19 protein-coding genes are annotated in these 22,447 nt (G+C 67.7%); 12 read left to right on the plus strand and 7 right to left on the minus strand.

What is annotated here, in order from left to right; genetic code table 11:
• Nucleotides 1-57 precede the first annotated feature (57 nt).
• The 8 genes from MF609_RS08050 to MF609_RS08085 all read left to right on the plus strand — a co-directional run bounded on the left by MF609_RS08050 (nucleotide 58) and on the right by MF609_RS08085 (nucleotide 10,980).
• Entirely contained in the window at nucleotides 58-2,337 is a 2,280-nt protein-coding gene (locus tag MF609_RS08050; RefSeq protein ID WP_242415794.1) for a TonB-dependent receptor, read from the plus strand.
• A gap of 260 nt (nucleotides 2,338-2,597) precedes the next feature.
• A complete protein-coding gene (locus tag MF609_RS08055) occupies nucleotides 2,598-4,019 on the plus strand; it encodes an MFS transporter (RefSeq protein WP_242415795.1) in 1,422 nt (473 codons plus the stop codon).
• Between the two features lie 369 nt (nucleotides 4,020-4,388).
• Nucleotides 4,389-7,409 carry a TonB-dependent receptor domain-containing protein gene (locus MF609_RS08060; protein WP_242415796.1) on the plus strand — a complete coding sequence of 1,007 codons (3,021 nt, stop codon included), beginning with the start codon at nucleotides 4,389-4,391 and terminating at the stop codon, nucleotides 7,407-7,409.
• Between the two features lie 312 nt (nucleotides 7,410-7,721).
• Nucleotides 7,722-8,759, plus strand: coding sequence for an extracellular catalytic domain type 1 short-chain-length polyhydroxyalkanoate depolymerase (locus MF609_RS08065; RefSeq protein WP_242415797.1), 1,038 nt, complete (start codon nucleotides 7,722-7,724; stop codon nucleotides 8,757-8,759).
• A gap of 35 nt (nucleotides 8,760-8,794) precedes the next feature.
• A complete protein-coding gene (locus tag MF609_RS08070) occupies nucleotides 8,795-9,178 on the plus strand; it encodes a YraN family protein (protein WP_242415798.1) in 384 nt (127 codons plus the stop codon).
• Nucleotides 9,179-9,188: 10 nt separating this feature from the next.
• Nucleotides 9,189-9,839, plus strand: a complete 651-nt coding sequence (locus tag MF609_RS08075; RefSeq protein WP_242415799.1) for a hypothetical protein — start codon at nucleotides 9,189-9,191, stop codon at nucleotides 9,837-9,839.
• Nucleotides 9,836-10,618: a hypothetical protein gene (locus MF609_RS08080; protein WP_242415800.1), complete on the plus strand. Its 783-nt coding sequence runs from the start codon at nucleotides 9,836-9,838 to the stop codon at nucleotides 10,616-10,618. Before MF609_RS08075 ends, MF609_RS08080 begins: the two co-directional genes overlap by 4 nt.
• A gap of 113 nt (nucleotides 10,619-10,731) precedes the next feature.
• The gene (locus MF609_RS08085; protein ID WP_242415801.1) at nucleotides 10,732-10,980 is read left to right on the plus strand and encodes a hypothetical protein; all 249 of its coding nucleotides are present in this window, start codon (nucleotides 10,732-10,734) and stop codon (nucleotides 10,978-10,980) included.
• Between the two features lie 169 nt (nucleotides 10,981-11,149).
• Here MF609_RS08085 and MF609_RS08090 read toward each other — a convergent pair whose 3' ends face one another.
• The 3 genes from MF609_RS08090 to MF609_RS08100 are packed head-to-tail and all read right to left on the minus strand — an operon-like array spanning nucleotide 11,150 to nucleotide 13,571.
• Entirely contained in the window at nucleotides 11,150-12,031 is an 882-nt protein-coding gene (locus MF609_RS08090) for a type II secretion system minor pseudopilin (protein ID WP_242415802.1), read from the minus strand.
• The gene (locus MF609_RS08095; RefSeq protein WP_242415803.1) at nucleotides 12,028-12,561 is read right to left on the minus strand and encodes a type II secretion system protein GspJ; all 534 of its coding nucleotides are present in this window, start codon (nucleotides 12,559-12,561) and stop codon (nucleotides 12,028-12,030) included. Before MF609_RS08095 ends, MF609_RS08090 begins: the two co-directional genes overlap by 4 nt.
• On the minus strand, nucleotides 12,558-13,571 hold the full coding sequence (locus MF609_RS08100) for an ABC transporter substrate-binding protein (RefSeq protein ID WP_242415804.1): 1,014 nt from the start codon (nucleotides 13,569-13,571) through the stop codon (nucleotides 12,558-12,560). The genes MF609_RS08095 and MF609_RS08100 overlap by 4 nt, the downstream gene beginning before the upstream one ends.
• On the opposite strand from MF609_RS08100, the gene gspN reads away from it, so the two are divergent.
• On the plus strand, nucleotides 13,571-14,281 hold the full coding sequence (gspN, locus tag MF609_RS08105) for a type II secretion system protein N (protein ID WP_242415805.1): 711 nt from the start codon (nucleotides 13,571-13,573) through the stop codon (nucleotides 14,279-14,281). The two genes, MF609_RS08100 and gspN, sit on opposite strands and share 1 nt — an antisense overlap.
• Before the next feature lie 220 nt (nucleotides 14,282-14,501).
• Nucleotides 14,502-15,806 (plus strand): MFS transporter, encoded by a 1,305-nt coding sequence (locus MF609_RS08110; RefSeq protein ID WP_242415806.1) that lies wholly within the window; start codon nucleotides 14,502-14,504, stop codon nucleotides 15,804-15,806.
• Between the two features lie 134 nt (nucleotides 15,807-15,940).
• On the opposite strand, the gene MF609_RS08115 is transcribed toward MF609_RS08110, so the two are convergent.
• A complete protein-coding gene (locus MF609_RS08115; protein WP_242415807.1) occupies nucleotides 15,941-16,333 on the minus strand; it encodes an HIRAN domain-containing protein in 393 nt (130 codons plus the stop codon).
• Nucleotides 16,326-16,916, minus strand: coding sequence for an alpha-ketoglutarate-dependent dioxygenase AlkB (locus tag MF609_RS08120; RefSeq protein ID WP_336944484.1), 591 nt, complete (start codon nucleotides 16,914-16,916; stop codon nucleotides 16,326-16,328). Before MF609_RS08120 ends, MF609_RS08115 begins: the two co-directional genes overlap by 8 nt.
• Before the next feature lie 135 nt (nucleotides 16,917-17,051).
• Between MF609_RS08120 and MF609_RS08125 the strand changes: the two genes are divergently transcribed.
• On the plus strand, nucleotides 17,052-17,507 hold the full coding sequence (locus tag MF609_RS08125) for an NUDIX hydrolase (protein WP_242415808.1): 456 nt from the start codon (nucleotides 17,052-17,054) through the stop codon (nucleotides 17,505-17,507).
• Between the two features lie 455 nt (nucleotides 17,508-17,962).
• On the opposite strand, the gene araD1 is transcribed toward MF609_RS08125, so the two are convergent.
• Together araD1 and MF609_RS08135 are read right to left on the minus strand one after the other, a co-directional pair.
• The gene (gene araD1, locus MF609_RS08130) at nucleotides 17,963-18,949 is read right to left on the minus strand and encodes an AraD1 family protein (protein WP_242415809.1); all 987 of its coding nucleotides are present in this window, start codon (nucleotides 18,947-18,949) and stop codon (nucleotides 17,963-17,965) included.
• Between the two features lie 10 nt (nucleotides 18,950-18,959).
• On the minus strand, nucleotides 18,960-20,276 hold the full coding sequence (locus MF609_RS08135; protein WP_242415810.1) for a sugar MFS transporter: 1,317 nt from the start codon (nucleotides 20,274-20,276) through the stop codon (nucleotides 18,960-18,962).
• A gap of 220 nt (nucleotides 20,277-20,496) precedes the next feature.
• On the opposite strand from MF609_RS08135, the gene MF609_RS08140 reads away from it, so the two are divergent.
• Nucleotides 20,497-22,287 carry an IlvD/Edd family dehydratase gene (locus tag MF609_RS08140; RefSeq protein ID WP_242415811.1) on the plus strand — a complete coding sequence of 597 codons (1,791 nt, stop codon included), beginning with the start codon at nucleotides 20,497-20,499 and terminating at the stop codon, nucleotides 22,285-22,287.
• Nucleotides 22,288-22,447 lie beyond the last annotated feature (160 nt).

The following is a 22,447-nucleotide window of genomic DNA, read 5'->3' on the forward strand; positions in this document are numbered from 1 at the left end:
TCAGAATACCTGTTCTGGTAATGACCAGGGAAGCTGGCAGCCTGAGGAGGGGACTTTATGCGTTTTTCCGCGACGATTCACATGCTCATGGTCGGTTGCGCGACCATCGCCATGCCGGCCTTTGCCCAGACGACCGACACCGCGCCCGACGATCAGGTAGCGGAAATCGTCGTCACGGCACAGAATCGCGCGCAAAGCGTGCAGGACGTCCCCATCGCGATCGACGTGATCGGCGCGGAAGCGATCAAGGATGCCGGCGTCACCGATTTCCGTGAGATCGAACGACTGGCACCTGCCGTCAACATCACCCAGGACGCGAACTTCACCCGGGTCACCGTCCGCGGCGTCGGCACCAATTCGAACGACGAGTCGCAGGACCAGTCGATCGCGATCAATATCGACGGCGAATATCTGAACCGCGCCAACATCCTCAACATCTCGCTGTTCGACCTCGACCGGGTGGAGGTGCTGCGCGGGCCGCAGGGTACGCTCTACGGCCGCAGCGCCACGGGCGGCGCGATCAACTTCATCACGCGCAAGGCGAATACGAGGGACTTTTCGGCCAACGGGTCGGCGACCTACGGCAATTACGACCTCAAGACGCTGGAAGGCGGCGTGAACGTGCCGTTCGGTTTCGGCGGCCTGCGCCTGTCGGGGATCTATACCGACCGCAGCGGCTATTTCTATCACCCCAATATCGATGCGCGCAGCGCGACGGCGGGTACGATCGGCGGTCGCGCCAGCGTGCGGTTGCAGCCAGTCGACCGGCTGACCATCGACGCCGCGGTCGAATATGTCGATATCGACAACATCATCAGCTCGTTCGCCTCGGTCGACCTGAACGCCGCCGGCAACGGCCCCGGTGCCAATTGTTCGCAGAACGGCTGGGTCGATGTCGCGCCGCTGCTCGCCGGCGGGCAGTGCATTCCGCGGAACACCAACTATCTCAGCCGGATCGACCGCAAGCGCTACGACGCGGCCCTGACCGGCGTCGGCCGCAACCAGCAGCAGTCGACCGCGGTGCGCGGACGCATCCAATATGACTTCGGTCCCGCGATCCTGACCTATACCGGCGGCTATCGCGACGTCGCGCAAAAGTCCGAACCGGCGGTGCCGCCCAGCTACCGCTTCCTCGAATTCGCGAACAATACCGCGACCCAGAGCCACGAACTGCGCCTGAACGGCGACACCGGCGGCTTCATCTGGCAGACGGGTGCCTTCTACTACCGCGAAAAGCTCGACAACAACCGCGGCCTGTTCAACCCGCGCATCGGTCCGAACGGCAGCTTCATCAACTATTTCACCCGCGCGAGCGACACGAAGAGCTGGGCCGTGTTCGGACAGGTCGACGCGCCGATCACCGACACGCTGACCGCGGTCGGCGGCGTGCGCTATACCAACGACAAGCGCAATGGCGTGTTCGGCAACTACGGCTTCCGCTTCAACAGCGGTCCGAACAGGGCGACGACGGCACCGACGCAGCTGCTGTACCCCAGCTCTGCCGACGACAAGATCACCTGGCTGGCCGGGCTGAACTACAAGCCGAACAACGACACCCTGATCTATGGCAAGGTGTCGACCGGGTTCAAGTCGGGCGGCTTCGACAGTGTCGGTTCCTATGCACCGGAAACCAACACCGCCTATGAAGCCGGGTTGAAGCTCGACTTCATGGCCGGACGGCGCAGCCACTTCAACCTCGCCGGCTTCTATTACGACTATCGCAACCTGCAGGTGCCGACGCTGATCGACAATGCCATCGGTGCGCAGGTGTTCAACGCCGGCGGGGCGACGGTATGGGGCGTCGAGGCGGAGACGGTCATCAACCTCGACGATCGCAACACCTTCTCGGCGGCGGTCAACTATCTCAACACCCGCTATGACGAACTGTTCACGACGCTGACGGTATTCTGCGTCGATTGCACCCAGACCGCGGTCGGCGACCTCGACCCGTCGCCGACGCGGATCGTCCCGCCCAACCTGGCCGGGAACCGGCTGAGCCAGTCGCCCGAATGGACGATCTCGGTCGGCTACGACCATGTGTTCGATCTGGGGAACACCGGCCGGCTGACGGCCAGCGCATTCAGCCGGTTCAAGAGCGATTACTTCGTCGGCAACAACTACCGCGACAATCGCCAGGAAGCCTATACCCAGACCGACCTCAGCCTGAAGTTCCAGCCGGTGTCGGAGCGGTGGAGCCTGCAGGCCTTCGTTCGCAACCTCGAGGATATCCGTCCGCTCGCCTTTGCCGACTTCGTCTCGGCCGGGCCAGACCGGGTCTACAACTGGGGGTTCGGGGCGCCACGCACCTATGGTGTCCGCCTCGGCTTCGACTTCTGATCCACGGCGCGCCGTCCCACAACGGGGCGGCGCGTGCCGGTGCCGGAGCAGTCCCTCGCGCGGAAGGACATGCCGACCATGACGCCCCCTTGTCGCCTGCTTTTCCTGCTGCCGATTGCGGCGGCATCGGCGGCCGGCGCGTGAACAGGACCGAAAGCTTCCCCACCTGGCCCCCGTCGCGACCTTCGGGTTGACGCGGGGGCCGATTTTCTTCGGAACCGGGCGGATCCGTCCGCTCCCGCCGGACAAGGATTCCCACGGTGCCCGATACGGCGTTTACCGATCGATTGAGCGACCGCCAGCGCAGCCTGGCGTTCGTCACCGTCCTGATCGCGTTCGTGATGGACGTCGTCGACTCCACGATCGTCAACACCGCCCTGCCCCCCATCCAGTCCGCGCTGGGGGCTTCCGACCGGGCGATGCAATGGGTCGTCTCGGGCTATTTCCTGACATTCGCCGTGCTGCTGGTCGTCGGCGGGCGGCTGGGCGACCTGTTCGGCTATGCCCGGATGTTCGTGATCGGGGTGATCGGCTTCACCCTCGCCTCGCTCGCCTGCGGACTGGCGGCGGATGGCGGCGCGCTGTCGGCCGCGCGACTGGCCCAGGGGGCGGCGGCGGCACTGATGGCGCCGCAGGGGGTCGCGTTGATCCAGCTCCTCTACACCCCGACCGAACGCATCGGGCGCCTGGCGGCATTCGGGGTTATCGGCGGCCTTGCGGCGATCGGCGGCCCGGTGCTGGGCGGGATGCTGATCGAATGGAGCCCGTTCGGCCTTGGCTGGCGCAGCGTGTTCCTGATCAACCTGCCCTTCGGCCTGATGGCACTGGTCGCGGGGCTGACGCTGCTGCCGCGCGGCCGGTCGGGCGACGCGCTGCGCCCCGACGTTCCGGGGTCGCTCCTGCTGTTCGCCGCGCTCGGCAGCCTGCTGTTCCCCTTGATCGAGGGGCGCGCTGCCGGATGGCCGTGGTGGACCGCAGCGCTCGGGCTGGCCAGCGTCGTGCTGTGGTGGGCGTTCTGGCGCTACGAATGTCGGCGACGCGCGACGGTCGGTTCGGCGCTGATCGAACCGTCGCTGTTCGCCGACCCCGGCTTTCGCATCGGCCTGGCCGCGACGACCGGCTTTGCAGTGGCGTCGGGCGGCTTTCTGCTGACCTTCAGCCTCACGCTGCAACGCGGGCTTGGCTATGCGCCGATCGATGTCGCGCTGCTGCACATTCCGTTCGGACTGGGGGTGATGGCGGGGATCAGCCAGATCGGTCGCAAGGCGTTGCCCCGATACGGCCGGCGCGTGCCGATGACCGGCGCGGTGGTGATGGCCGCCGGCTGCCTGACGACTGCGGCGGCGATCCATCAGGCGATGCCGGCCGTCGTGATCGGCGCGCTGCTGCTGGTCGCCGGGGTCGGCATGGGTACGCTCAGCGGGCCGCTCGGCCCGATCACCCTGGCCCGTGTCGACCGCAACCATGCCGGCGTGGCCGGGGCGACGCACAAGACGGTGCAGCAGATCGGCGGCGCGCTGGGCACCGCACTGATCACGACGGTCTATTTCATGGTCGTGGCGGGCCGATCGGCGGCGGCGGTGCCGGGCGCGTTTCTGGTATCGTCGGCGATCGTCGCGCTCGACCTGCTGGCGCTGGCGCTGTTGCTGCGCCGCCTGCCCGACCGGCTGTTCGAACGATAGGGCGCCCCGCGCCACCCGGGCAGGGTGCGATCGGCAGCTACGAACGGCACCATGTCCTTGGTCGGGCCGGTCGGGGATCGCGCGGGAACGGACCGGCGCACGGCACGGCAACCAGTGGCGCGAACGCCGGTCGGTGTTTTCAGGCCGGGGCTTTCCTGCCTCGACTTCGTAACGCGACAGCGGTGGCACGCCTTCGATTTCCGCCCGTCATGGTGGCCCCGCCGGCGCAGAAGAACATTTTCCAGTCGCGCCCGACCGCCCTGTTAACGACTCGCTAATGCCCTGGCCATACCAGCGCCCCGCACCGTCCCGCACGGCGCATGGGGGATGGCGACGCGTGTCGCCGTGTAATGTTGGGGGAAATTCCTGGTGGTTCTGATTCATTCGGCCCGTGGCGCACTGCGCCTCGGCATCTCGACGGCAGCCTTGCTGGCGGCGTCGGCCGTTCCTGCGCTGGCCCAGAATACGGCACCGGCCACCGCCACCACCACCGCCGAACCGGTGGTCGAGGATGCGGCGACAGCGCCCGTCGCGCAGGTTCCAGCAGCCCCGGCCGCCGATGCCGGTCAGCCCGCGACCATCATCGTCACCGGCACGCTGTTCCGCGATTCGAACGCCAGCTCGATCTCGCCGGTGACCGTGCTCAGCTCCGAAACGCTCGAACGCGCGAACATCACCACGGCGCAGGACGCGATCCGGTCGGTTTCGGCGGACAGCGCCGGGTCGATCTCGACCGGCTTCCGCAACGGTTTTTCCGCCGGCGGTGCCGCGGTGTCGCTGCGCGGTCTGGGCGTGTCGTCGACGGTCGTGCTGATCGACGGCCTGCGCTCGGCCAACTTCCCGCTGAACGATGACGGCCACAACGCCTATGTCGATCTGAATTCGATCCCGTTCAGCATCGTCGACCGGATCGAAGTGTTGAAGGACGGCGCCTCGTCGACCTATGGCGCGGACGCGATCGGCGGCGTCGTGAACCTGATCAGCAAGAAGAATTTCCAGGGCGTCGAAGGAACGGTGCAGGGCGGCACCACCGAAAAGGCCGATGGCTCGCGCTACCGCGCGACGCTGACCGCCGGCTATGGCGATTACAAGGAACAGGGGTTCAACTTCTACCTCAACGGCGAATATACCTATGACGCCTACATCACCAACAATTCGCGCGGTTATCCGTTCAACACGCTGGACCTGCGGCCGAGCGGCCTGAGCGATCGCAACCTCAACGACGAATCGCTGACCGCGCAGAACCCGCAGGCGGTCGTCGTCCGCGTCAGCCAGAGCGACCTGAACAACCCGCTGTCGGGCAAGGTCGGATCGCCGCTGACGAACCAGTATCAACTGCTCAACCCCGGTTCCTGCCCGTTCGGCACCTATACGGTGAACACGACCGCCGCACAGGGGACCGGCTGCGCACACAACATCCCGGCCGAATATTCGATCATCCAGCCGCAGCAGCAGCGCTATTCGACCACCGGCCGCCTGAGCATCCGGCTGAGCGACAATTTCGAGATGTTCGCCAGCGGCAGCTATTCGCATTCCGAAGTCGACATCAAGGGCGCCCCGACCGGCATCCGCCAGACCCAGCCCTTCGGCAGTTCGGCGGCGCTGGCATCCAGCAGCCCGGGCATCGTGCTGCCGGTCTATGTCTGTGCGGCCGGCACCAACTGCGCGACGGCGGCGGATCGGCGGCTGAACCCGAACAACCCCTATGCCGCGGCCTTCGCTGCCAATCCAAGCCAGGGCGCGGCGCGCATCTATTATTCGTTCGGCGACATCCCGGCGAACAGCCACCGCTATGTCGACGTGTTCCGCACCACGGCGGGCATTTCGGGCGATCTGGGCAGCGGGTTCAAATTCCGCCTGAACGGCGTCTATGCCCGCGACAACTTCGCCGTCACGCAGCGCGGCTTCCTGAATATTCAGGGGCTGCTGAACGCGATCAACACCGGCGCCTACAATTTCGTCAATCCGGAACAGAACAGCGCGGCGGTGCGTGCGCAGATCTCGCCCGATCGTACCACCCCGTCCTATTCGACGGTCGCGACGATCGGCGGCTCGCTGCTGAAGACGCTGCTGCCGCTCGGCGGCGGCGACCTGAACGTCGGTGCCGGGTTCCAGGTCCGTCGCGAAACGCTGCTGAACCGCAACCAGAACCGCGACCTCAGCTATTACGGGCTGAACACGTCGTCGGCGCGCGGCGCGCAGACGGTGACCGCCGGCTTCTTCGAAATCGACGCCCCGTTCGTGCGCGAATTCGACCTGAACGTGTCGGGCCGCTACGACAGCTATTCGCAGGGCTATAGCCGCTTCTCGCCGAAGGTCGGCATGAAGTTCATGCCGATCGACCAGTTCTCGCTGCGCGCCACCTATTCGAAGGGGTTCCGCGCACCGACCTTCGCCGAAAACAATCCGGCCAGCAGCTATGCCGGCTTCTCGCCGTTCACCCCGCCGGCCAGCTTCGTCGCCGCGCATCCGGGCAACCCCGCCTATACCAACACCTACAACATCGGTAACGGCGCGACCGGCAATGCCGACATCCTGCCCGAAGTCTCGCGCAGCTTCTCGGCCGGCGCGATCTTCAAGCCGGTGCGCTGGTTCAACCTCACCGTCGACTATTACAACATCAAGAAGTCGAACCTGATCGTCACGGGTCCGCGCCGCGCCGCCGCGATCGCCGCCTATTATGCACAGACCAATGCGACCGCCGGATGTGCCGCTCTGGCAGCGGTCGGCGAAGGCTATCGCTGCAACGTCCTCGATGCGCCCGATCCCGACAACCCCAATGCCCTGCCCCGCCTGCTCGTGTTCGACGTGCCCTATGTCAACGCCAACTACCAGGTCAGCTCGGGCGTCGACATGCAGGCGAACCTGAACGTCCCCGTGACGGACCAGCTGCGCCTGATCAGCCGCCTCGACGTCACGCAGGTCATCAATCTCGACCTGGTGACCCCGGATGGCGTGGTGCAGAAATATGCCGGTACGCTGGGGCCGTACCAGCTGTCGTCGGGTGGCGGCACGCCGCGCACCCGCGGCAACTGGCAGAATTCGGTCGAAGTCGGCAACTTCGCCCTGACCGCGACGACCTATTATGTCGGCCGGATCAAGCAGGTCGCGGCGGACAATATCACGCCGGTCAACGGGGTGATCGACCTGTCGTGCAGCAAGGCGCTGACCGCGCAATGCTATATCCGGCCATTCATCTATGCCGACCTGAACGCCGCGGTGGAGGTGAACGACCAGTTCCGCTTCTTCGTGAACGTCCAGAACGTGACCAACGCCCGTGCACCGCTCGCATCGGGTGCCTATACCAGCAACCCGAACTATCTCAGCAGCTGGCATTATGCCGGGCTGGTCGGCCGCAGCTTCAGCGCGGGCGCCAAGTTCAGCTTCTGACCTTCCTGCCGGGACGCTGCGCATCGGGGACGATCCTCCCGATGCGCAGCGCGCGGGCCAGCCGTTGGGCCGGGCGTTACCTCCGACGCATCGCGCCAAGCCTTCCACGTGCCATATAGCAGGTCGGGAATCCCGCCGCCTCGGCCACAGGACGATTGCCGCCCATGGCATCCCCTGTGAATCGAACGACTTACCGCCTTACCAACCGCCCTTGCACCACAGCTTCGCGCGTTCCGGCTATTGTGCAATGCAGCATAGCCGCCATATTCCGCCTATGGTATCGAACGATACCGCGAGGAAGGACACGGAATCATGGCGTCGCTCTCCACTACCATCGCGAACCTGTCGCGCATGAAGGGCGTCGGCCCGTCGCACGTCCCCGACCGGCTGCACGACGTGACCGGTTTCGCGCCCGATCCCGGCAACCTGCGCGCGCGCGCTTATGACCCGAAAGAGCTGCGTCCCGGCGCGGCGCTGGTGGTCGCGCTGCATGGCTGTACGCAGGATGCGGCGGTGTACGATCATGGCACCGGCTGGTCGACGCTGGCCGATGCGGAGGGCTTCGCCGTGCTGTTCCCCGAACAACGCCGCGCGAACAACGCCAATATGTGCTTTAACTGGTTCGAATCCGCCGACATCGCCCGTCTCGGCGGCGAAGCGGAATCGATCGCGGCGATGATCGATCATGTCGTGGCCGAACATGCCATCGATCCGGCGCGCGTGTTCATCACCGGCCTGTCGGCGGGCGGCGCGATGACCGCCGTGATGTTGGCGACCTACCCGGAGAAGTTCGCCGCCGGCGCGATCATCGGTGGCCTGCCCTATGGCACCGCGATCGGTGTCCGCGCCGCGCTGGAGCGGATGCGCGGGGCCGCCGCCACCGACACGCTGCCCATCGCCCCCGCGTCCGTCAGCCCACGCGTCGCCATCTGGCATGGCACCGCCGATACGACCGTCGTCATCGCCAACAGCGACGCGCTGGTCCGCCAGTGGCGCGCCGTCCACGCCCTGCCCGCCGAACCGCAGCAGGGCGGCAACGGTCCGAACTGGTCGCACCGCGCGTGGTGCGATGCGCAGGGCCATGCACTGGTCGAGGAATGGCGCATCGTCGGCATGGGCCACGGCGTCCCGGTCGATCCGTCGAGCGGCATCGGTGCGACGGGGCCGTTCATGCTCGATGTCGGCCTGTCGAGCACGCTGGAGATCGCGCGCGGCTGGGGACTGGTCGCCCCCGCCATCGATACCGGCGAGGCTCCGCACCGCCCCGAACCCGTCACGCACGCCGTGACCGGCACCGGGGTACAGGCGACGATCGAAAGGGCGTTGCGCAGCGCCGGCCTGATGCGCTGACTTGCCGCGCGGGCGGCCGCGCGGCACATGGAGCCATGCTCGCTCGCCCGCCCCGCCCCCGCTCGCGCGCGTCCCGCATCGCCGCCGACGATGCCGGCCGCCGGGGCGAACGGATCGCCGGCTGGTGGCTGCGGCTCAAGGGCTGGCGCATCCTCGCCCGCCGCGTCCGCACCAAGGCCGGCGAAGTCGACCTGATCGCGCGGCGCGGCACCATCGTCGTCTTCGTCGAGGTAAAGGCACGCGCCACCGCCGCCGACCTAGACCACGCCATCGACGAACGCCGCCTCGCCCGCGTGGCGGCAGCGGCGGAACTACTCGCCCCGACCTATGCCGAGGGCTGCGACATCCGCATCGACGTCATCCTCCTCGCCCCGCGCACCCCGCCGCGCCATATCGAGAATGCGTGGATCGGATATTAGAAACCCCGCCATGCCCCGCTTCCTGCGTCCCCTCCTCCTCGCCCTGACCCTCGCCGCCCCGCTGTCAGCACGGGCACGGAGCGATGCCCCGACCGTCGCCCTGACCCCCGCCGCGCTTGGCGACGCGCTGTCCTGCCGCTCGGCAGCGGCAGCGCAGGCCTTCGCCTCCGCCCTGTTCCTCGACACCACGCCGCCGGCATGGATGCGCAAGGCCAAGGGCGACAAGGCGACGAGGGGCATGATAGGCCTCTATGGCTATACGCTGCGCGAACCGGTCGACCTGCTGGGCCAGAAGGTCGACCGGGTCTATTTCCTGAAGGACTGGGTGCTGGCGTTGTTGCCGCGCGCGCAGGCGGAGGCGTTCGTCACCGCCCAGCGCCTGAAGCGCGCCCCGATTGCGATCACGCGACAATATTATCGCTTCATCGATCCCGAAAGCGGGCCGATGCTGGGCGCGTTCGAACCGACCGGCGACATGGTGGCCGCGATGCTGGCCGGGGCATTCGGCGAGAAGGCTCCCCCACCGCCGCCCGCCGACAGGTTGTTCGTCGGCTGCAACTACACGCCCGCGTCCGAAGCCGACTTCCTCGACGCCGCGCGCCAGTCCGCCGCGCTGGTCGATCAGGCCACCCGCGACGTGACCGAGGCGGTACGGCAATGACGGACACCTCCCCGCTCGCCGCGCGCCATGCCGACCGGGTTCGCGCGCTGATCCGCCATTGTCCCGATGGCAAGACATTGAAGATGCGGGAAGGCGATCGCATCGCCGAATGCACGCGCGGACGGGATGGCGGTCGCCTGACGCTGAAACTCGGCCTGCGGTCGGATGTCACCGGCGCGGCGTTGCTCCACGCGATCTTCCGCGTGACGGGCGCGGCGGGCGATGGCGCGGTCACGCTGCACCATCTCGAAGGACGACGCGAAACCCCGGACCTGACGAAGCGGCAGGAACAATATCTGGCCGCCCTGCTCGGCTGGGCCGAACATGTCCTCCCCTCCGCGCCGCCGGTTGCTCCGGCCCCGCGCGTTCCGGCGTGGCAGCGGGACTATGTCGCGCTCTATGGCCACCTCGCCGGTTGCTCCCCCGCGACCGCCCGCCGCCGGCTGTGCGACGGTTTCTTCGTCGATCAGGAGGACGCCACCGACGATGGCCGGATGAACGCCTTCATCGACCTGCTGCGGGACGAAGACCGGGTCGTGGCGGTCGACCTGCACGAGGAGACGATCGAGGCGCTGATCCGCTTCCTGGCCGAACAACGGCTCGGGCGCCCCTGCCCGGGTTCCGTCCGGCTGGCGCTGGCGGAGGCAGACCTCGACCTGCTGATCGTCGAGGATGGCGACGGGCTGGTGATCGGCATCGTCCCGATCGGGCAGATCGATGCCGCCGCCGCCCTTGTCACCCGCCTCGCCCCGCTGCTGACGGTGCGCGGCTTCGCCTGAGACGCCACGACCATATTCCGGTTTCGCCGATGCCCCCGGCATGATATTTCAGGCTCCGGCGAACCGATGCCGCGAACCGACACGGACGCGCCGACAGGAGAAGGGGTCGAACGATGTTCCTATCGCTGCTTGCCGCGCTGTCCGCTCCGCTCGCCACGCCGCCGCTGCCCGCGGTGCCGCCGGAAAAGTGCGAACGCGCCACCGCTCATGCCGCACAAGCGTCTGGCACGGCTAGCATCCGCCCGTTGAACCAGGAACCGCCCGCCCGACAGGAAGCGGCCGTGGCGTATAGCGAGGGCGGCTGCATGAAGCCGGTGACGCTCACGACCCGCAGACCGCAACCGCTACCCGCGCAGAAGTAATCCGGCCTGCGCGCCGGACCTTGGCACGCACCGCTTTCCTACAGGCGGGATAGCTGCGACCATGCTCGCCGACCACGCTCCGGCCGCGCTCCTTGACACTGCCACCCTGCCCCGACGTCAACCGCCGCGCAAAACGCGGCAAGTGTGAACTTCGTGAACTTTGGCCGATTTACCCGGCAAAGCCAGGCACTTCCGGGGGAATGGCGGCATTGCGCCAGCGCTCGACCGGCACCGCCACCGGCAGGCTCTGCGCGCCCTCCTTGCGCTCGACCCGCTGGATCAGCGTCGCACCCTGCTGCACCGTGCCGCCGATCGTCGCGCGGGTGCGGACCCAGAAATGGTCCGACTTGAACCGCGTGCCGCCGGGCATCGTCACATCCTCGCGCGCCAGATCGTCCTTCGACAGATAGCCCTGCCGGTTGCGGATCGCGACCAGCCGCTGGGCCTTGTCCGGTTCGAACAGCACCGCCATCAATTCGGGCGTCGCGGCGTTCAGGTTGATCGCGGTATCGCCCGGCAGCGCGGTCACCATCCGCGCCAGCAGCTGCGCCTGTTCGGGCGGCAGGAACACCGCGAGCGGCCGCAGGTCCTGCACCGGCCCCCGCTCGCGGATCAGCGCGATGGCGGCGACCGCCTTCTCCTCCTCGATCCCCGCCGCCTTGGCGATGCGCAGGAACAGCAATTGCGGGATCGGGTCCAGCTCACGCCGCACCGAATTGACGTTGAAGCGCCCCTCGGCATCGGCAATCGCCAGGTCGAACGTCCCGCCCTCGATCGCAATGCCATTCTCGCTGATCGCGCCCCAGGGTTCGCCCGGATAGTCGGCCTCCGGCGACACAAGCGCATCGCGTTGCAGCGCCGACAGCGCCGACAGCTCGCCCCCGCGCACGATGGCCAGCGCCCGCGCCGCTTCGCGCGATCGGATCGACCGGTCGAGCGCCACTTCCTCGCGGTTGATCATCAGCAGAACCAGCCCGCTGGCGATCGCCACGAACATCAGGACATTGACCAGGATCATGCCCTGCTCGCGCTCCGGCACCCGCGCGGTCATGTCGTCTTCGCCGCGACGGGCAAGGTCACGATCCGCCGCAGATTGCCGCCGCCCGGCCCGCCGACCTGCAATTCCACCACCACCGCGCGCGGCCAGTCGAGCGAGCGGTCGGGCGCGGGCGGCCAGCTGTCACGCCAGCCGCCGTCGAAATAGCGCCAGCGCGCGGCGCTCACCTGATCCAGCACCAGCTGCGCGCGGCCATCGACCACCCGCTGCAACTGCCCCTCGGCGACGCGATATCCGACCCCGACCGGCGGCCCGCCCACGCCCGGTGCACTCCGCCGGAACCGCAGGCCCGCCGCGTCGCCGCCCATCGGCCCCGGCGCGATCTGGTCGAGGTCGCTGGAGATGACGACCATCGCGCGCTGCAGGTCGGCGACCCGGTCCAGCCGCGCCTCGGTCCGCCCGTCCACCCCGATGACGCTGTCGACCAGCGCGAGGCCCGCCACCGCGATCAGCGCGAACAGCCCCAGTGAGATCATCAGTTCGAGCAGGGTGAAGCCACCCTCCCCGTCGCGCGCCGGCGTCATGCCCCGCGGCTCTCCGCCACCTTGTCGTACACGCCGTTGGTGGGAACGAGGATCGCGAAGTCGCGCGCGCAGCTGCCGTCCGAGCGGAAGCGGACCGGCCCGGTCACGCCGTCGAAGCCCGCCTCGCGCAGCACACCCTCGCGCGTCATCTGGTCGCTGTCGCGCAATGCCTTGGCGATCAGCGCCGCATCGTTGCCCAGTGCCGCGATGGCGCCCGGCCGTCCGCCGTTGCGCGCGGCATAGGCGCTGGCGAAGCTCGCGAACTTCGCCGGATCGGGGCTGGCGATCCACGCCCCCTCCAGCGCGGTCAGCGCATCGGGGCGATAGTCGAGCGTCTGCATCGTCGCCAGCAGCTGCATCCCCCGGTTCTTCAGGACAGGCGCGATCGCCACGGCCGACCCGGGCACGAACGCCGCATCCCCCTCGACGCCGGGCGGGATCGTCGCCCCGGTCACCGGCACGATGGTCAGCCCCAGATCGGCCTCGGCGACCCGCGCCGCCGCGACCGACGCCTGCGACCATGGCGTGCCGTCATCGACCGCCACGATCCGCCGCACCCCGCGCGACCGGGCATAGCTCAGGATCGCCGCCGTCGCCTGTGCGGGCGTGATGCCGAACACGAACGCCGGTCCGCCGCGTGCGCCCGAATCGTTGGTCAGCGCCACGACCGGCACGCTGACCGCCGCCGCCACCGCCCGCGTCTCGGCCGCTGACAAGGGGCCGAGCAGCATCGCCGCCCCGCGCTTCACCGCCGCCCGCGCCGCACTGGCCGCCCCCGCCGCCGTGCCCCCGGTATCGATCACGCTCAGCGCCGCGGCATCGGTTTCAGCAAGCATCGCCGCATTGCGTATGCTAAGGCCCAGCGCCGCGCGGTCTCCGGTCAGCGGAACCAGCAACGCGGCGGAGCGCTTGCCCCGCTTGGCAGCCATGATGGGGGACGCGATCGATGCCACCGACGACAGCAGCACCGCATCGCGAACCAGTCCAAGCGTCGAGCGCCGCGATCGCATTGTCGAGTCCTTCCCGGTTGCTGGCACGTCGGCGTAGTATCCGCTTCGCCGCGCTCGGCATAGCCTCGTTCGCGGTGGCGATCGTAGCGACGCTCCCGGCCAGCTTGATCGCGGGCAATACCGACTGGCGCAGCGGCGTCGGCGGCACGGTGTGGAACGGCGAAGTCGGCATCGCCGGGGGCAGCCGCCTCGAATGGCATTTCGCCCCACTTCGCAGCCTGACCAGCCTCGGCTTCGCCGTCGACTGGACCGCGACCGGGGCCGATACCGATCTGGGCGGGCAGGCGCTGCTGCGCCCCGGCGGCGTGCGGCTCGACCGGGTGAGCGGATCGGCCGATGCGTCGCTGCTGGCCGCGCTGCAACCCAATTTGCCCTTTGCCTGCGATTCGACCTGGCAGGTCGATCTGCCGGTCCTCTCGACCATCGCCGGGTCGGCCATGGCCGATGGCCGCATCGCGATCGATCCGGGCAGTTGCGTGACGAAACCGGGCAACGTCGCCACGCCGACCCCCGCCATGCTGCTGACCGCCGAACATATCGGCACCCAGACCCGCGTGCGCCTCGTCCCCGCCGACCAGCGGCGCAAGACGTTGATGGATGCGACGATCAACGAGGACGGCAGCCTGCGCTTCGCGCTGACCGGCGACGGCGCGGCGACACTGCCGTTCACCGGCCTGCCCGGCGGGGCAAGCGTGCAGGGCAGCTTCTGAGGGTCCATTTGGAAATTGGCGAGAGAGCCAATTTCAGGCGGTGCCGGCCCGCTCCCCCTCCCGGCCACCCATCAGAATACCGTGTGGGTGGCCGGGAGGGGGAGCGGGCCGGCACCGCATAAATGCGCCTTCAGCGCATTTTCAAACAGCTTCTGACAAGGTACCGCTACCAGTCGTCACGGGGGTTGGCGCGGCCGGCGCTACGCGATAGCCCTCGCGCATGAACAGTCATTCAGCCTCCGCTGCGGTCCCCGACCGCGCCGCCCGCCTGAAGGCGATCATCGGTGGGTCCACCGGCAATCTGGTCGAATGGTTCGACTGGTATGTCTATGCGGCCTTCTCGCTCTATTTCGCGCCGCATTTCTTCCCCAGCACCGACCGGACGGCGCAGCTGCTCGGCACCGCGGCGGTGTTCGCGGTCGGGTTCGTCATGCGGCCGATCGGCGCGTGGATCATGGGCATCTATGCCGACCGCCATGGGCGCAAGGCCGGGCTGTCGATCTCGGTCACGTTGATGTGCGCCGGATCGCTGATGATCGCGCTGACGCCGGGGTTCGAGACGATCGGCATCGCCGCCCCGATCCTGCTGACCCTCGCGCGGCTGATGCAGGGCCTGTCGGTCGGCGGCGAATATGGCGCCAGCGCGACCTATCTGTCGGAAATGGCGGGCAAGGACCGGCGCGGCTTCTTCTCGTCCTTTCAATATGTCACGCTGATCTCGGGACAGCTGCTCGCGATCCTCGTCCTGCTGGTTCTCCAATCGACGATGAGCGAGGGGCAGCTCGACGCATGGGGCTGGCGCATTCCGTTCGCCATCGGCGCGGTGCTGGCGGTGGTCGTGTTCTGGATTCGACGCGGCCTCGCCGAAAGCCAGAGCTTCACCAATGCCAAGGCGGCGGGCGCGCCCAAGTCGGGCTTTCTCCAGCTGCTGACCCAGCATCCCAAGGAAACCGCCGTCGTCATGCTGCTGACGGCGGGCGGCACGCTCGCCTTCTACGCCTATTCGATCTACATGCAGAAATTCCTGGTCAACACCTCCGGGTTCAGCCGGGAAGTCGCCAGCCAGATCAACGGCGTAACGCTGTTCGTCTTCATGCTGCTGCAACCGGTCGCCGGCGCGCTCAGCGACCGGATCGGGCGCAAACCGCTGATGATCGCGTTCGGCCTGGCCGGCGTCCTGTTCACCTATCCGATCTTCTCCACGCTGGAGACGACGCGCGATCCGATCACCGCCGGGCTGCTGGTGATGGGGGCGCTAGTGATCGTCACCGGCTATACCTCGATCAACGCGGTGGTGAAGGCCGAGCTGTTCCCGGCGCATATCCGTGCGCTGGGCGTGGCGCTGCCCTATGCGCTGGCCAACACCCTGTTCGGCGGCACGGCGGAGGTCGTCGCGCTGAAGTTCAAGGACGCCGGCTTCGAACGCGGCTTCTACTGGTATGTGACGGCGATGATCGCCGTGTCGCTGGTCGTCTACCTGCGGATGCGCGATACGCGGACGCACAGCCAGATCATGGAGGATTGATCGCCTCCCCCATTTTTCTTTCCCGTTCGGTTCGAGTAGCGATCGAGCGAAGTCGAGAGCGCGTATCGAGAACGGGGTTCCGCTGGACGGGCGCTCTCGACAGGCTCGAACCGAACGGATCGGGACAGAGGGACTTACTCCCAGTCGTCGGGCGGAACCTCGTCCGGCCAGAACTCCGGCTCCGGCTCCACCTCCGCCGCCACGACCTTCGGCAGCACCGGCACCGCGCCGTCGAACGCCACCCGGATCGCCGCGCCCATCGGCGTCGCCTGCTGGAACAGCGCCGCCACCTCGCGCCCCTGCCGCAGCATCGCGCCGATCCACGCCGCGCGGTCGGCGGTCAGATAGCCGATCTGCACCCCGCGCGCGCTCAGCACCATCACCGCATTGGGGTCGACCGGGTTGCGCGGTTCGGGGACCAGCGTCACCGCCTCGCCCGGCGTGCACAGCAATATCTCGAACCGGCGATTGCCCCCACCCCGATTGGGATGATCGGCCCCGACCACATGCAGGCTCAACTCACGCATCGCCGATCTCCCGCCGGAACCGCTCGGTCAGGCTGCGAAAGGTGATCGACCAGCGCGTCGCGTCCATCGGCGCGATGCCATGCTCCCACTCCCAGCGCGCATCGCCGGTCAGATGGTACGCATCCCCCGCCACCAGCGCTTGCGCGAACCGGTCGAACCCGTCCGCCCGCCGCCGCCGGAACCGCAGCGTGGCCGGCGCGCCGATCGACAGCCCGACGACATGGTCGAACACCGGCCGGTCGCGATGCCAGCCGATCCCGGCACCCGGATCGTAACGGATCAGCAGCGCCTGCACGAGCGCCTCCGCCGCTACGCCCGAAAAGCCTGCCGCCACCTCCCGCACCGCCAACAGCCAGTCGGGCATCGGCTCCGCCTGCCCGACCCGGCCCGCCTCGAAATCATAATGCCAGCCATAGGAGGCGGTCAGCCGGAGGCCGGTCCATTGCTGGAACCGGAACGGCGTCAGCGGCGCGGCGTCGATCGCCTCGCTCAGCCCGGCCAGCTGCCCCTGCGGCACCACACCCCGCGCATGGCGCAACCCCGGTATTGTCGGCGCGCCGGCAAAGAGATCGAACTGGGTCACGCGCAGCGAAACCCTGTCCGAAAGGGTGCGAAACGGTCCGATGCAACGCCCATGGAACGCAACATGGGTTGGCGGCGTCTGTCCATCAACAAGCGGCGACGATCACGATCGCCCGTCAAGAACAGGGACAGCTTCATGCCACAGCATAGCGCGGGCATCCTGCTATATCGTCGCACGCCCAGCCCGGCGGTGCTGCTCGTCCATCCCGGCGGCCCCTATTGGGCGCGGCGGCAGGTCGGCGCGTGGCAGATTCCCAAGGGCCATGTCGAACCCGATGAAGCGGTCGAGGACGCCGCGCGCCGCGAGGTCGCGGAGGAACTGGGCGTCGCGGTCGTCGCCCCGCTCGCCCCGCTCGGCACGGTGCGACAGGCGGGCGGCAAGTCCGTCTCGGCCTTCGCCGCCGAACAGGATGTCGACACCCATGCAATCACCAGCATGACCTTCGAACTGGAATGGCCCCCGCGCAGCGGCCGGCGGCGGAGCTTCCCGGAGGTCGACGCGGCGCGGTGGATGCCGGTCGCCGAAGCACGGATGATGATGCTGAAAAGCCAGCTGCCGCTACTGGACCGGATCGAGCCGCTGCTGGGGTAGGCTCCTTTCCACCCCTTCTACCCCACAGCCACCCCGTTCGGTTCGAGCAGCTTCGAGCGAAGTCGAGAAGCGCCGGTCGAGAACGCCTCTCTTGCGGCACCCCCTTCTCGACTACGGTTCTCGACAGGCTCGAACCTCCGCTCGAAGCAAACGGGGGGGGCCTGTGGGGAGAAAGCAAAGGGAACGCCCGAAGCGCGCAGGGTAAGAAAGTCGCCCGCCCCACCCGTCATTCCCGCGAAGGCGGGAATCCATACACGCCACCGTCGCGGCAAACCCGCAACGCCAGCGCCAATGGCATCCCACCTCCGCAGAAGTGACGAACACCAGGAAGCGCCCCGCACACCGCCCCCGTCATCCCGGCGAAGGCCGGAATCCACGGACGCGAAACGGTCACGCTTCCATCCAAATCACCCGACACAACGCCCCCCCGACCTCCGCCGGGAGACGGTCACCGATTAAAGAACCTTCACCGCCACCGGCACGTCCGCCGCCCGCGTCAGCCGGTTCTTCAACGGCAGCGTGAACGGCGCGGCCTGAATCTCGAACACATCGCCTTCCTCGGTCCGCACCCCGTCCGAGAAGGACAGCGTCGCCGTGCCGAAGAAGTGGACATGGATGTCCCCCGGCCGCCGGAACAGCGGATATTTGAAATGGTGATGTTCGAGGTTCGACAGGCTGTGCGACATGTTCGCCTCGCCCGACAGGAACGGCTTTTCCCAGATCGTATCGCCGCCCCGCACGATGCGGCTCGTCCCCTCGATATGCTCGGGCGGCGCGCCGACCAGCAATTCGGGACCGACCGACGCCTGGCGCAGCTTGCTGTGCGCCAGCCAGAGGTAATTGTGCCGCTCGGTCACATGGTCCGAAAATTCGTTGGCGAGCGCGAGGCCGATGCGGTGCGGCGTGCCGTCCGAACCGATCACATAGATGCCGGCCAGTTCCGGCTCCTCGCCGCCATCCTGCGCGAAATGCGGCATGGTGAAGTCGCCACCCGGCGCCACCATCTGCGTGCCGTCGCCCTTGAAGAACCATTCGGGCTGCTGCCCGACCTGCCCCGCCGCCGGCTTGCCGCCCTCGACGCCCTCCAGGAACATCCGCATCGAATCGGTCTGGGTCGCGGCTTCGGCGGCGGCGCGGTGCATCTTGTCACGCCCCTCGGCCGAACCGAGATGGGTCAGGCCGGTACCGGTCAGGATGACATGCGCCGGGTCCTCATGGTCGATCGGCGATCCGATCGCACCGGCGTCGAGCAGCGCGGCGATATCGACCGCCTCCCCTTGCCCCAGTGCGGCGACCGCGTCGGCGATGCTGTGGCCGGCATCGATCGCGCGCAGTGCCAGCGCGCGGATGCTGTCGACACCGGGCACGACATGCGCGCCCGCTTCGGTCGCGGCGATGACGGCGCGCGACGGAGCCACGCGCTGCAACAGACGGAGAGTCATCGAATTTTCCTTATGCAAAGACGTCGTCGTCGGCGGGGGTATCGGCGATCGGGTTCGTCACCTTCGACCCCCACACGGCATAGAACAGGATGTACAGTTCGCACGCGGCGGTCAGCAGGAACGACCATTGCAGGCCGTATTTGTCGGCCAGCCAGCCCTGCACCACCACCAGCGCGCCGCCGGCGATCGCCATGATGAGCAGCCCCGACCCTTCCTCGGTCAACGGTCCCAGCCCCTTGATGCCGAGCGAGAAGATCGTCGGGAACATGATCGAATGGAACAGCCCGACCAGGATCAGCGACCACATCGCCGCTGGCCCCGACAGGAAGGTCGCACCCAGCATCACGACGAACGCGCCGATCGAAAAGAACGCCAGCACCCGTTCGGCGGCGATCTTCTGCATGATAAGCGAACCGGCGAAGCGGCCGACCATCATACCGCCCCACAGCAGCGCGAGGTAGCGCGACGCTTCCGCCTGGGTGATGTTGGCGATGTCGCGCTGCGAGACGAAATTGATGAACAGGTTGGCGACCCCGATCTCGGCGATCAGGTAGATGAAGATCGCCGGCACGCCGAACACCAGGTTGCGGTGGTTCCACAGCGAATGCTTCTTGCGCTCTTCCTTCGCGACCCGGCTGGTCGCCGATCCCATGGCGGGCAGCGGGAAACGGGCGATGACGACCGCGAGCACGACCAGCACGCCTGCGACCAGCACATAGGGCAGGATCACCGACTGCGCGTCCGCCAGCCGCTCGGCCGGGGTGAGCACACGGTCCTGCGTCGTGCCGCCGACCGACCGCCCGAGGATCAGATAGCCCGCGAAGATCGGCGCGAGCGTCGTGCCGAGCGAATTGAACGCCTGGACCAGGTTCAGGCGCGACGACCCGGTCTCGGGCGGGCCGATGACGGTGACATAGGGGTTGGCCGCGACCTGCAGCAGCGTGATGCCGCTGGCGATTACGAACAACATCAGCAACGTGACGCCATAGGAGGGCAGGCTGGCCGCCAGCACCATGCCGAGCGCCCCGGCCGCCATCACCAGCAGCCCGATAACCAGCGACTTCTGATAGCCGATTCGCTCGATCAGCTTGGCCGAGGGGATCGATGCGACGAAATAGGCGATGAACCACACGCTCTCGATCAGCGTCGTCTGGGTATAGTTCAGGTCGAACACGCTGCGCAGGTGCGGCAGCAGCGTGTTGTTGATGACGGTGATGAACCCCCACATGAAGAACAGGCTGGCCAGCAGCGTCAGCGCGGGGGCGTAGCTGGCCCCGGCGGGGCTGGTCGCACCCCCGGCGGAGCGCGCGGAAATCGGGGCCGGCATCCTGGTCTTCTCCCTGTCCTGTGGCACCGCGGGACGGTTTGTTCCGTCGCATCGCTTGCCCTATTCGATTTTGTCTGACTATATGCGGCAACGCACGGCGTCAACGGCGGCGCGGGGAATGCAGGCGGGGAACGGATTCGGGGTACCGGGCCGGACTGCCGCACGCTCCGGCTTCGCCAGGGCCGCCATGCCCACACCCTCTTGGTGAACCGGAACTTCGATGACCGACATGCCCCCCCTGCGCAGCCGCGCGTGGTTCGACAATCCCGACAATATCGACATGACGGCGTTGTATATCGAACGGTATCTGAACTTCGGCCTCAGCCAGGAAGAGCTGCAATCGGGCAAGCCGATCATCGGCATCGCCCAGACCGGCAGCGACCTGTCGCCCTGCAACCGCCACCACCTCGTGCTCGCCGAACGGCTGCGCGAGGGGATTCGCGAAGCGGGCGGCATCGTCCTCGAATTCCCGGTCCACCCGATCCAGGAAACCGGCAAGCGCCCGACCGCCGGGCTGGACCGCAACCTCGCCTATCTCGGGCTGGTCGAGGTGCTGTACGGCTATCCGCTCGATGGCGTGGTGCTGACGATCGGCTGCGACAAGACGACGCCCGCCTGCCTGATGGCCGCCGCGACCGTCAACATCCCGGCCATCGCGCTGTCGGTCGGCCCGATGCTGAACGGCTGGCACAAGGGCGAGCGCACCGGTTCGGGCACGATCGTGTGGAAGGCGCGGCAGATGCTGGCCGCCGGAGAGATCGACAACAAGGAATTCATCCGCCTCGTCTCGTCCTCGGCCCCCTCGACCGGCTATTGCAACACGATGGGCACGGCGACGACGATGAACTCGCTGGCCGAGGCGCTGGGGATGCAGCTGCCCGGATCGGCCGCGATTCCTGCCCCCTATCGCGACCGGCAGGAAATCGCCTATCGCACCGGTCTCCGCATCGTCGACATGGTGCGCGAGGATTTGAAGCCCTCCGACATCCTGACGCGCGACGCGTTCCACAACGCGATCAAGGTCAATTCGGCGATCGGCGGATCGACCAACGCGCCGATTCATCTCGCCGCCCTCGCCCGCCATATCGGCGTCGACCTGCCGATCGAGGACTGGCAGGAACAGGGGCACAAGGTCCCGCTGCTGGTCAACCTGCAACCCGCCGGCGAATATCTGGGCGAGGATTATTACCGCGCGGGCGGCGTGCCGGCGGTCGTCCGCGAACTGATGGGCGCGGGCCTGATCGCCGAAGACGCGCTGACCGTGAACGGCAAGTCGATCGGCGACAATTGCCGCGACGCGGTGATCGAGGATGAAAAGGTCATCCGCCCCTTCGGCCAGCCGCTGAAGGAAGAGGCCGGTTTCATCGTGCTGAAGGGCAATCTGTTCGACGCGGCGGTGATGAAGACCAGCGTGATCGGCCCCGAATTCCGCGAACGCTATCTGTCCAACCCCAACGACCCCGACGCGTTCGAAGGACCGGCGGTCGTGTTCGACGGGCCGGAGGATTATCACCACCGCATCGACGATCCGTCGCTCGGCATCACGCCGGAAACGCTGATGTTCATGCGCGGCGCGGGGCCGATCGGCTATCCGGGCGCCGCCGAGGTCGTGAACATGCGCCCGCCGGCATACCTCATCACCGAAGGCGTCAGCGCGCTGCCGTGCATCGGCGACGGCCGCCAGTCGGGCACGTCCGGCTCGCCCTCGATCCTGAACGCCTCGCCCGAAGCGGCGGCGGGCGGCGGCCTCGCGCTGCTGCGCACCGGCGACCGCGTGCGGATCGATCTGGGCAAGGGCCGCGCCGACGTGCTGCTGTCGGACGAGGAACTCGCCGCACGCCGGCAGGAACTGGAGGCGGCCGGCGGGTACCAGTACCCCGCATCGCAGACCCCGTGGCAGGAAATCCAGCGCTCGGTCGTCGGACAGATGGCCACCGGCGCGATCCTCGAAGGGGCCGAGGCCTATCAGAAGATCGCCCAGACCCGCGGCCTGCCCCGCGATAACCACTGAGGTGCGGTAGGGGGAGAGGGCGGAACGCAGCTCCCTCCTCCCCCATCCCACCCGTCCCAACCCCGTTTGCTTCGAGCGCAGGTTCGAGCCTGTCGAGAACCGTAGTCGAGAAGGGGTTGCCCCAAACGGGGCGTTCTCGACTACCGCTTCTCGACAAGCT

This window comes from Sphingomonas panni (assembly GCF_022664435.1).
Taxonomy (GTDB): Bacteria; Pseudomonadota; Alphaproteobacteria; order Sphingomonadales; family Sphingomonadaceae; genus Sphingomonas; species Sphingomonas panni.

Bases quoted from the DNA above. Each gene is read 5' to 3' on its own strand.
- MF609_RS08090 (WP_242415802.1), bottom strand. From the start codon at position 12,031: ATGACCGCGCGGGTGCCGGAGCGCGAGCAGGGCATGATCCTGGTCAAT.
- MF609_RS08140 (WP_242415811.1), top strand. From the start codon at position 20,497: ATGACCGACATGCCCCCCCTGCGCAGCCGCGCGTGGTTCGACAATCCC.
- MF609_RS08065 (WP_242415797.1), top strand. From the start codon at position 7,722: ATGGCGTCGCTCTCCACTACCATCGCGAACCTGTCGCGCATGAAGGGC.
- MF609_RS08085 (WP_242415801.1), top strand. From the start codon at position 10,732: ATGTTCCTATCGCTGCTTGCCGCGCTGTCCGCTCCGCTCGCCACGCCG.
- MF609_RS08135 (WP_242415810.1), bottom strand. From the start codon at position 20,276: ATGCCGGCCCCGATTTCCGCGCGCTCCGCCGGGGGTGCGACCAGCCCC.
- MF609_RS08080 (WP_242415800.1), top strand. From the start codon at position 9,836: ATGACGGACACCTCCCCGCTCGCCGCGCGCCATGCCGACCGGGTTCGC.
- MF609_RS08100 (WP_242415804.1), bottom strand. From the start codon at position 13,571: ATGCGATCGCGGCGCTCGACGCTTGGACTGGTTCGCGATGCGGTGCTG.
- MF609_RS08075 (WP_242415799.1), top strand. From the start codon at position 9,189: ATGCCCCGCTTCCTGCGTCCCCTCCTCCTCGCCCTGACCCTCGCCGCC.
- MF609_RS08115 (WP_242415807.1), bottom strand. From the start codon at position 16,333: ATGCGTGAGTTGAGCCTGCATGTGGTCGGGGCCGATCATCCCAATCGG.
- MF609_RS08110 (WP_242415806.1), top strand. From the start codon at position 14,502: ATGAACAGTCATTCAGCCTCCGCTGCGGTCCCCGACCGCGCCGCCCGC.
- MF609_RS08050 (WP_242415794.1), top strand. From the start codon at position 58: ATGCGTTTTTCCGCGACGATTCACATGCTCATGGTCGGTTGCGCGACC.
- MF609_RS08125 (WP_242415808.1), top strand. From the start codon at position 17,052: ATGCCACAGCATAGCGCGGGCATCCTGCTATATCGTCGCACGCCCAGC.
- araD1 (WP_242415809.1), bottom strand. From the start codon at position 18,949: ATGACTCTCCGTCTGTTGCAGCGCGTGGCTCCGTCGCGCGCCGTCATC.
- MF609_RS08095 (WP_242415803.1), bottom strand. From the start codon at position 12,561: ATGACGCCGGCGCGCGACGGGGAGGGTGGCTTCACCCTGCTCGAACTG.
- MF609_RS08070 (WP_242415798.1), top strand. From the start codon at position 8,795: ATGCTCGCTCGCCCGCCCCGCCCCCGCTCGCGCGCGTCCCGCATCGCC.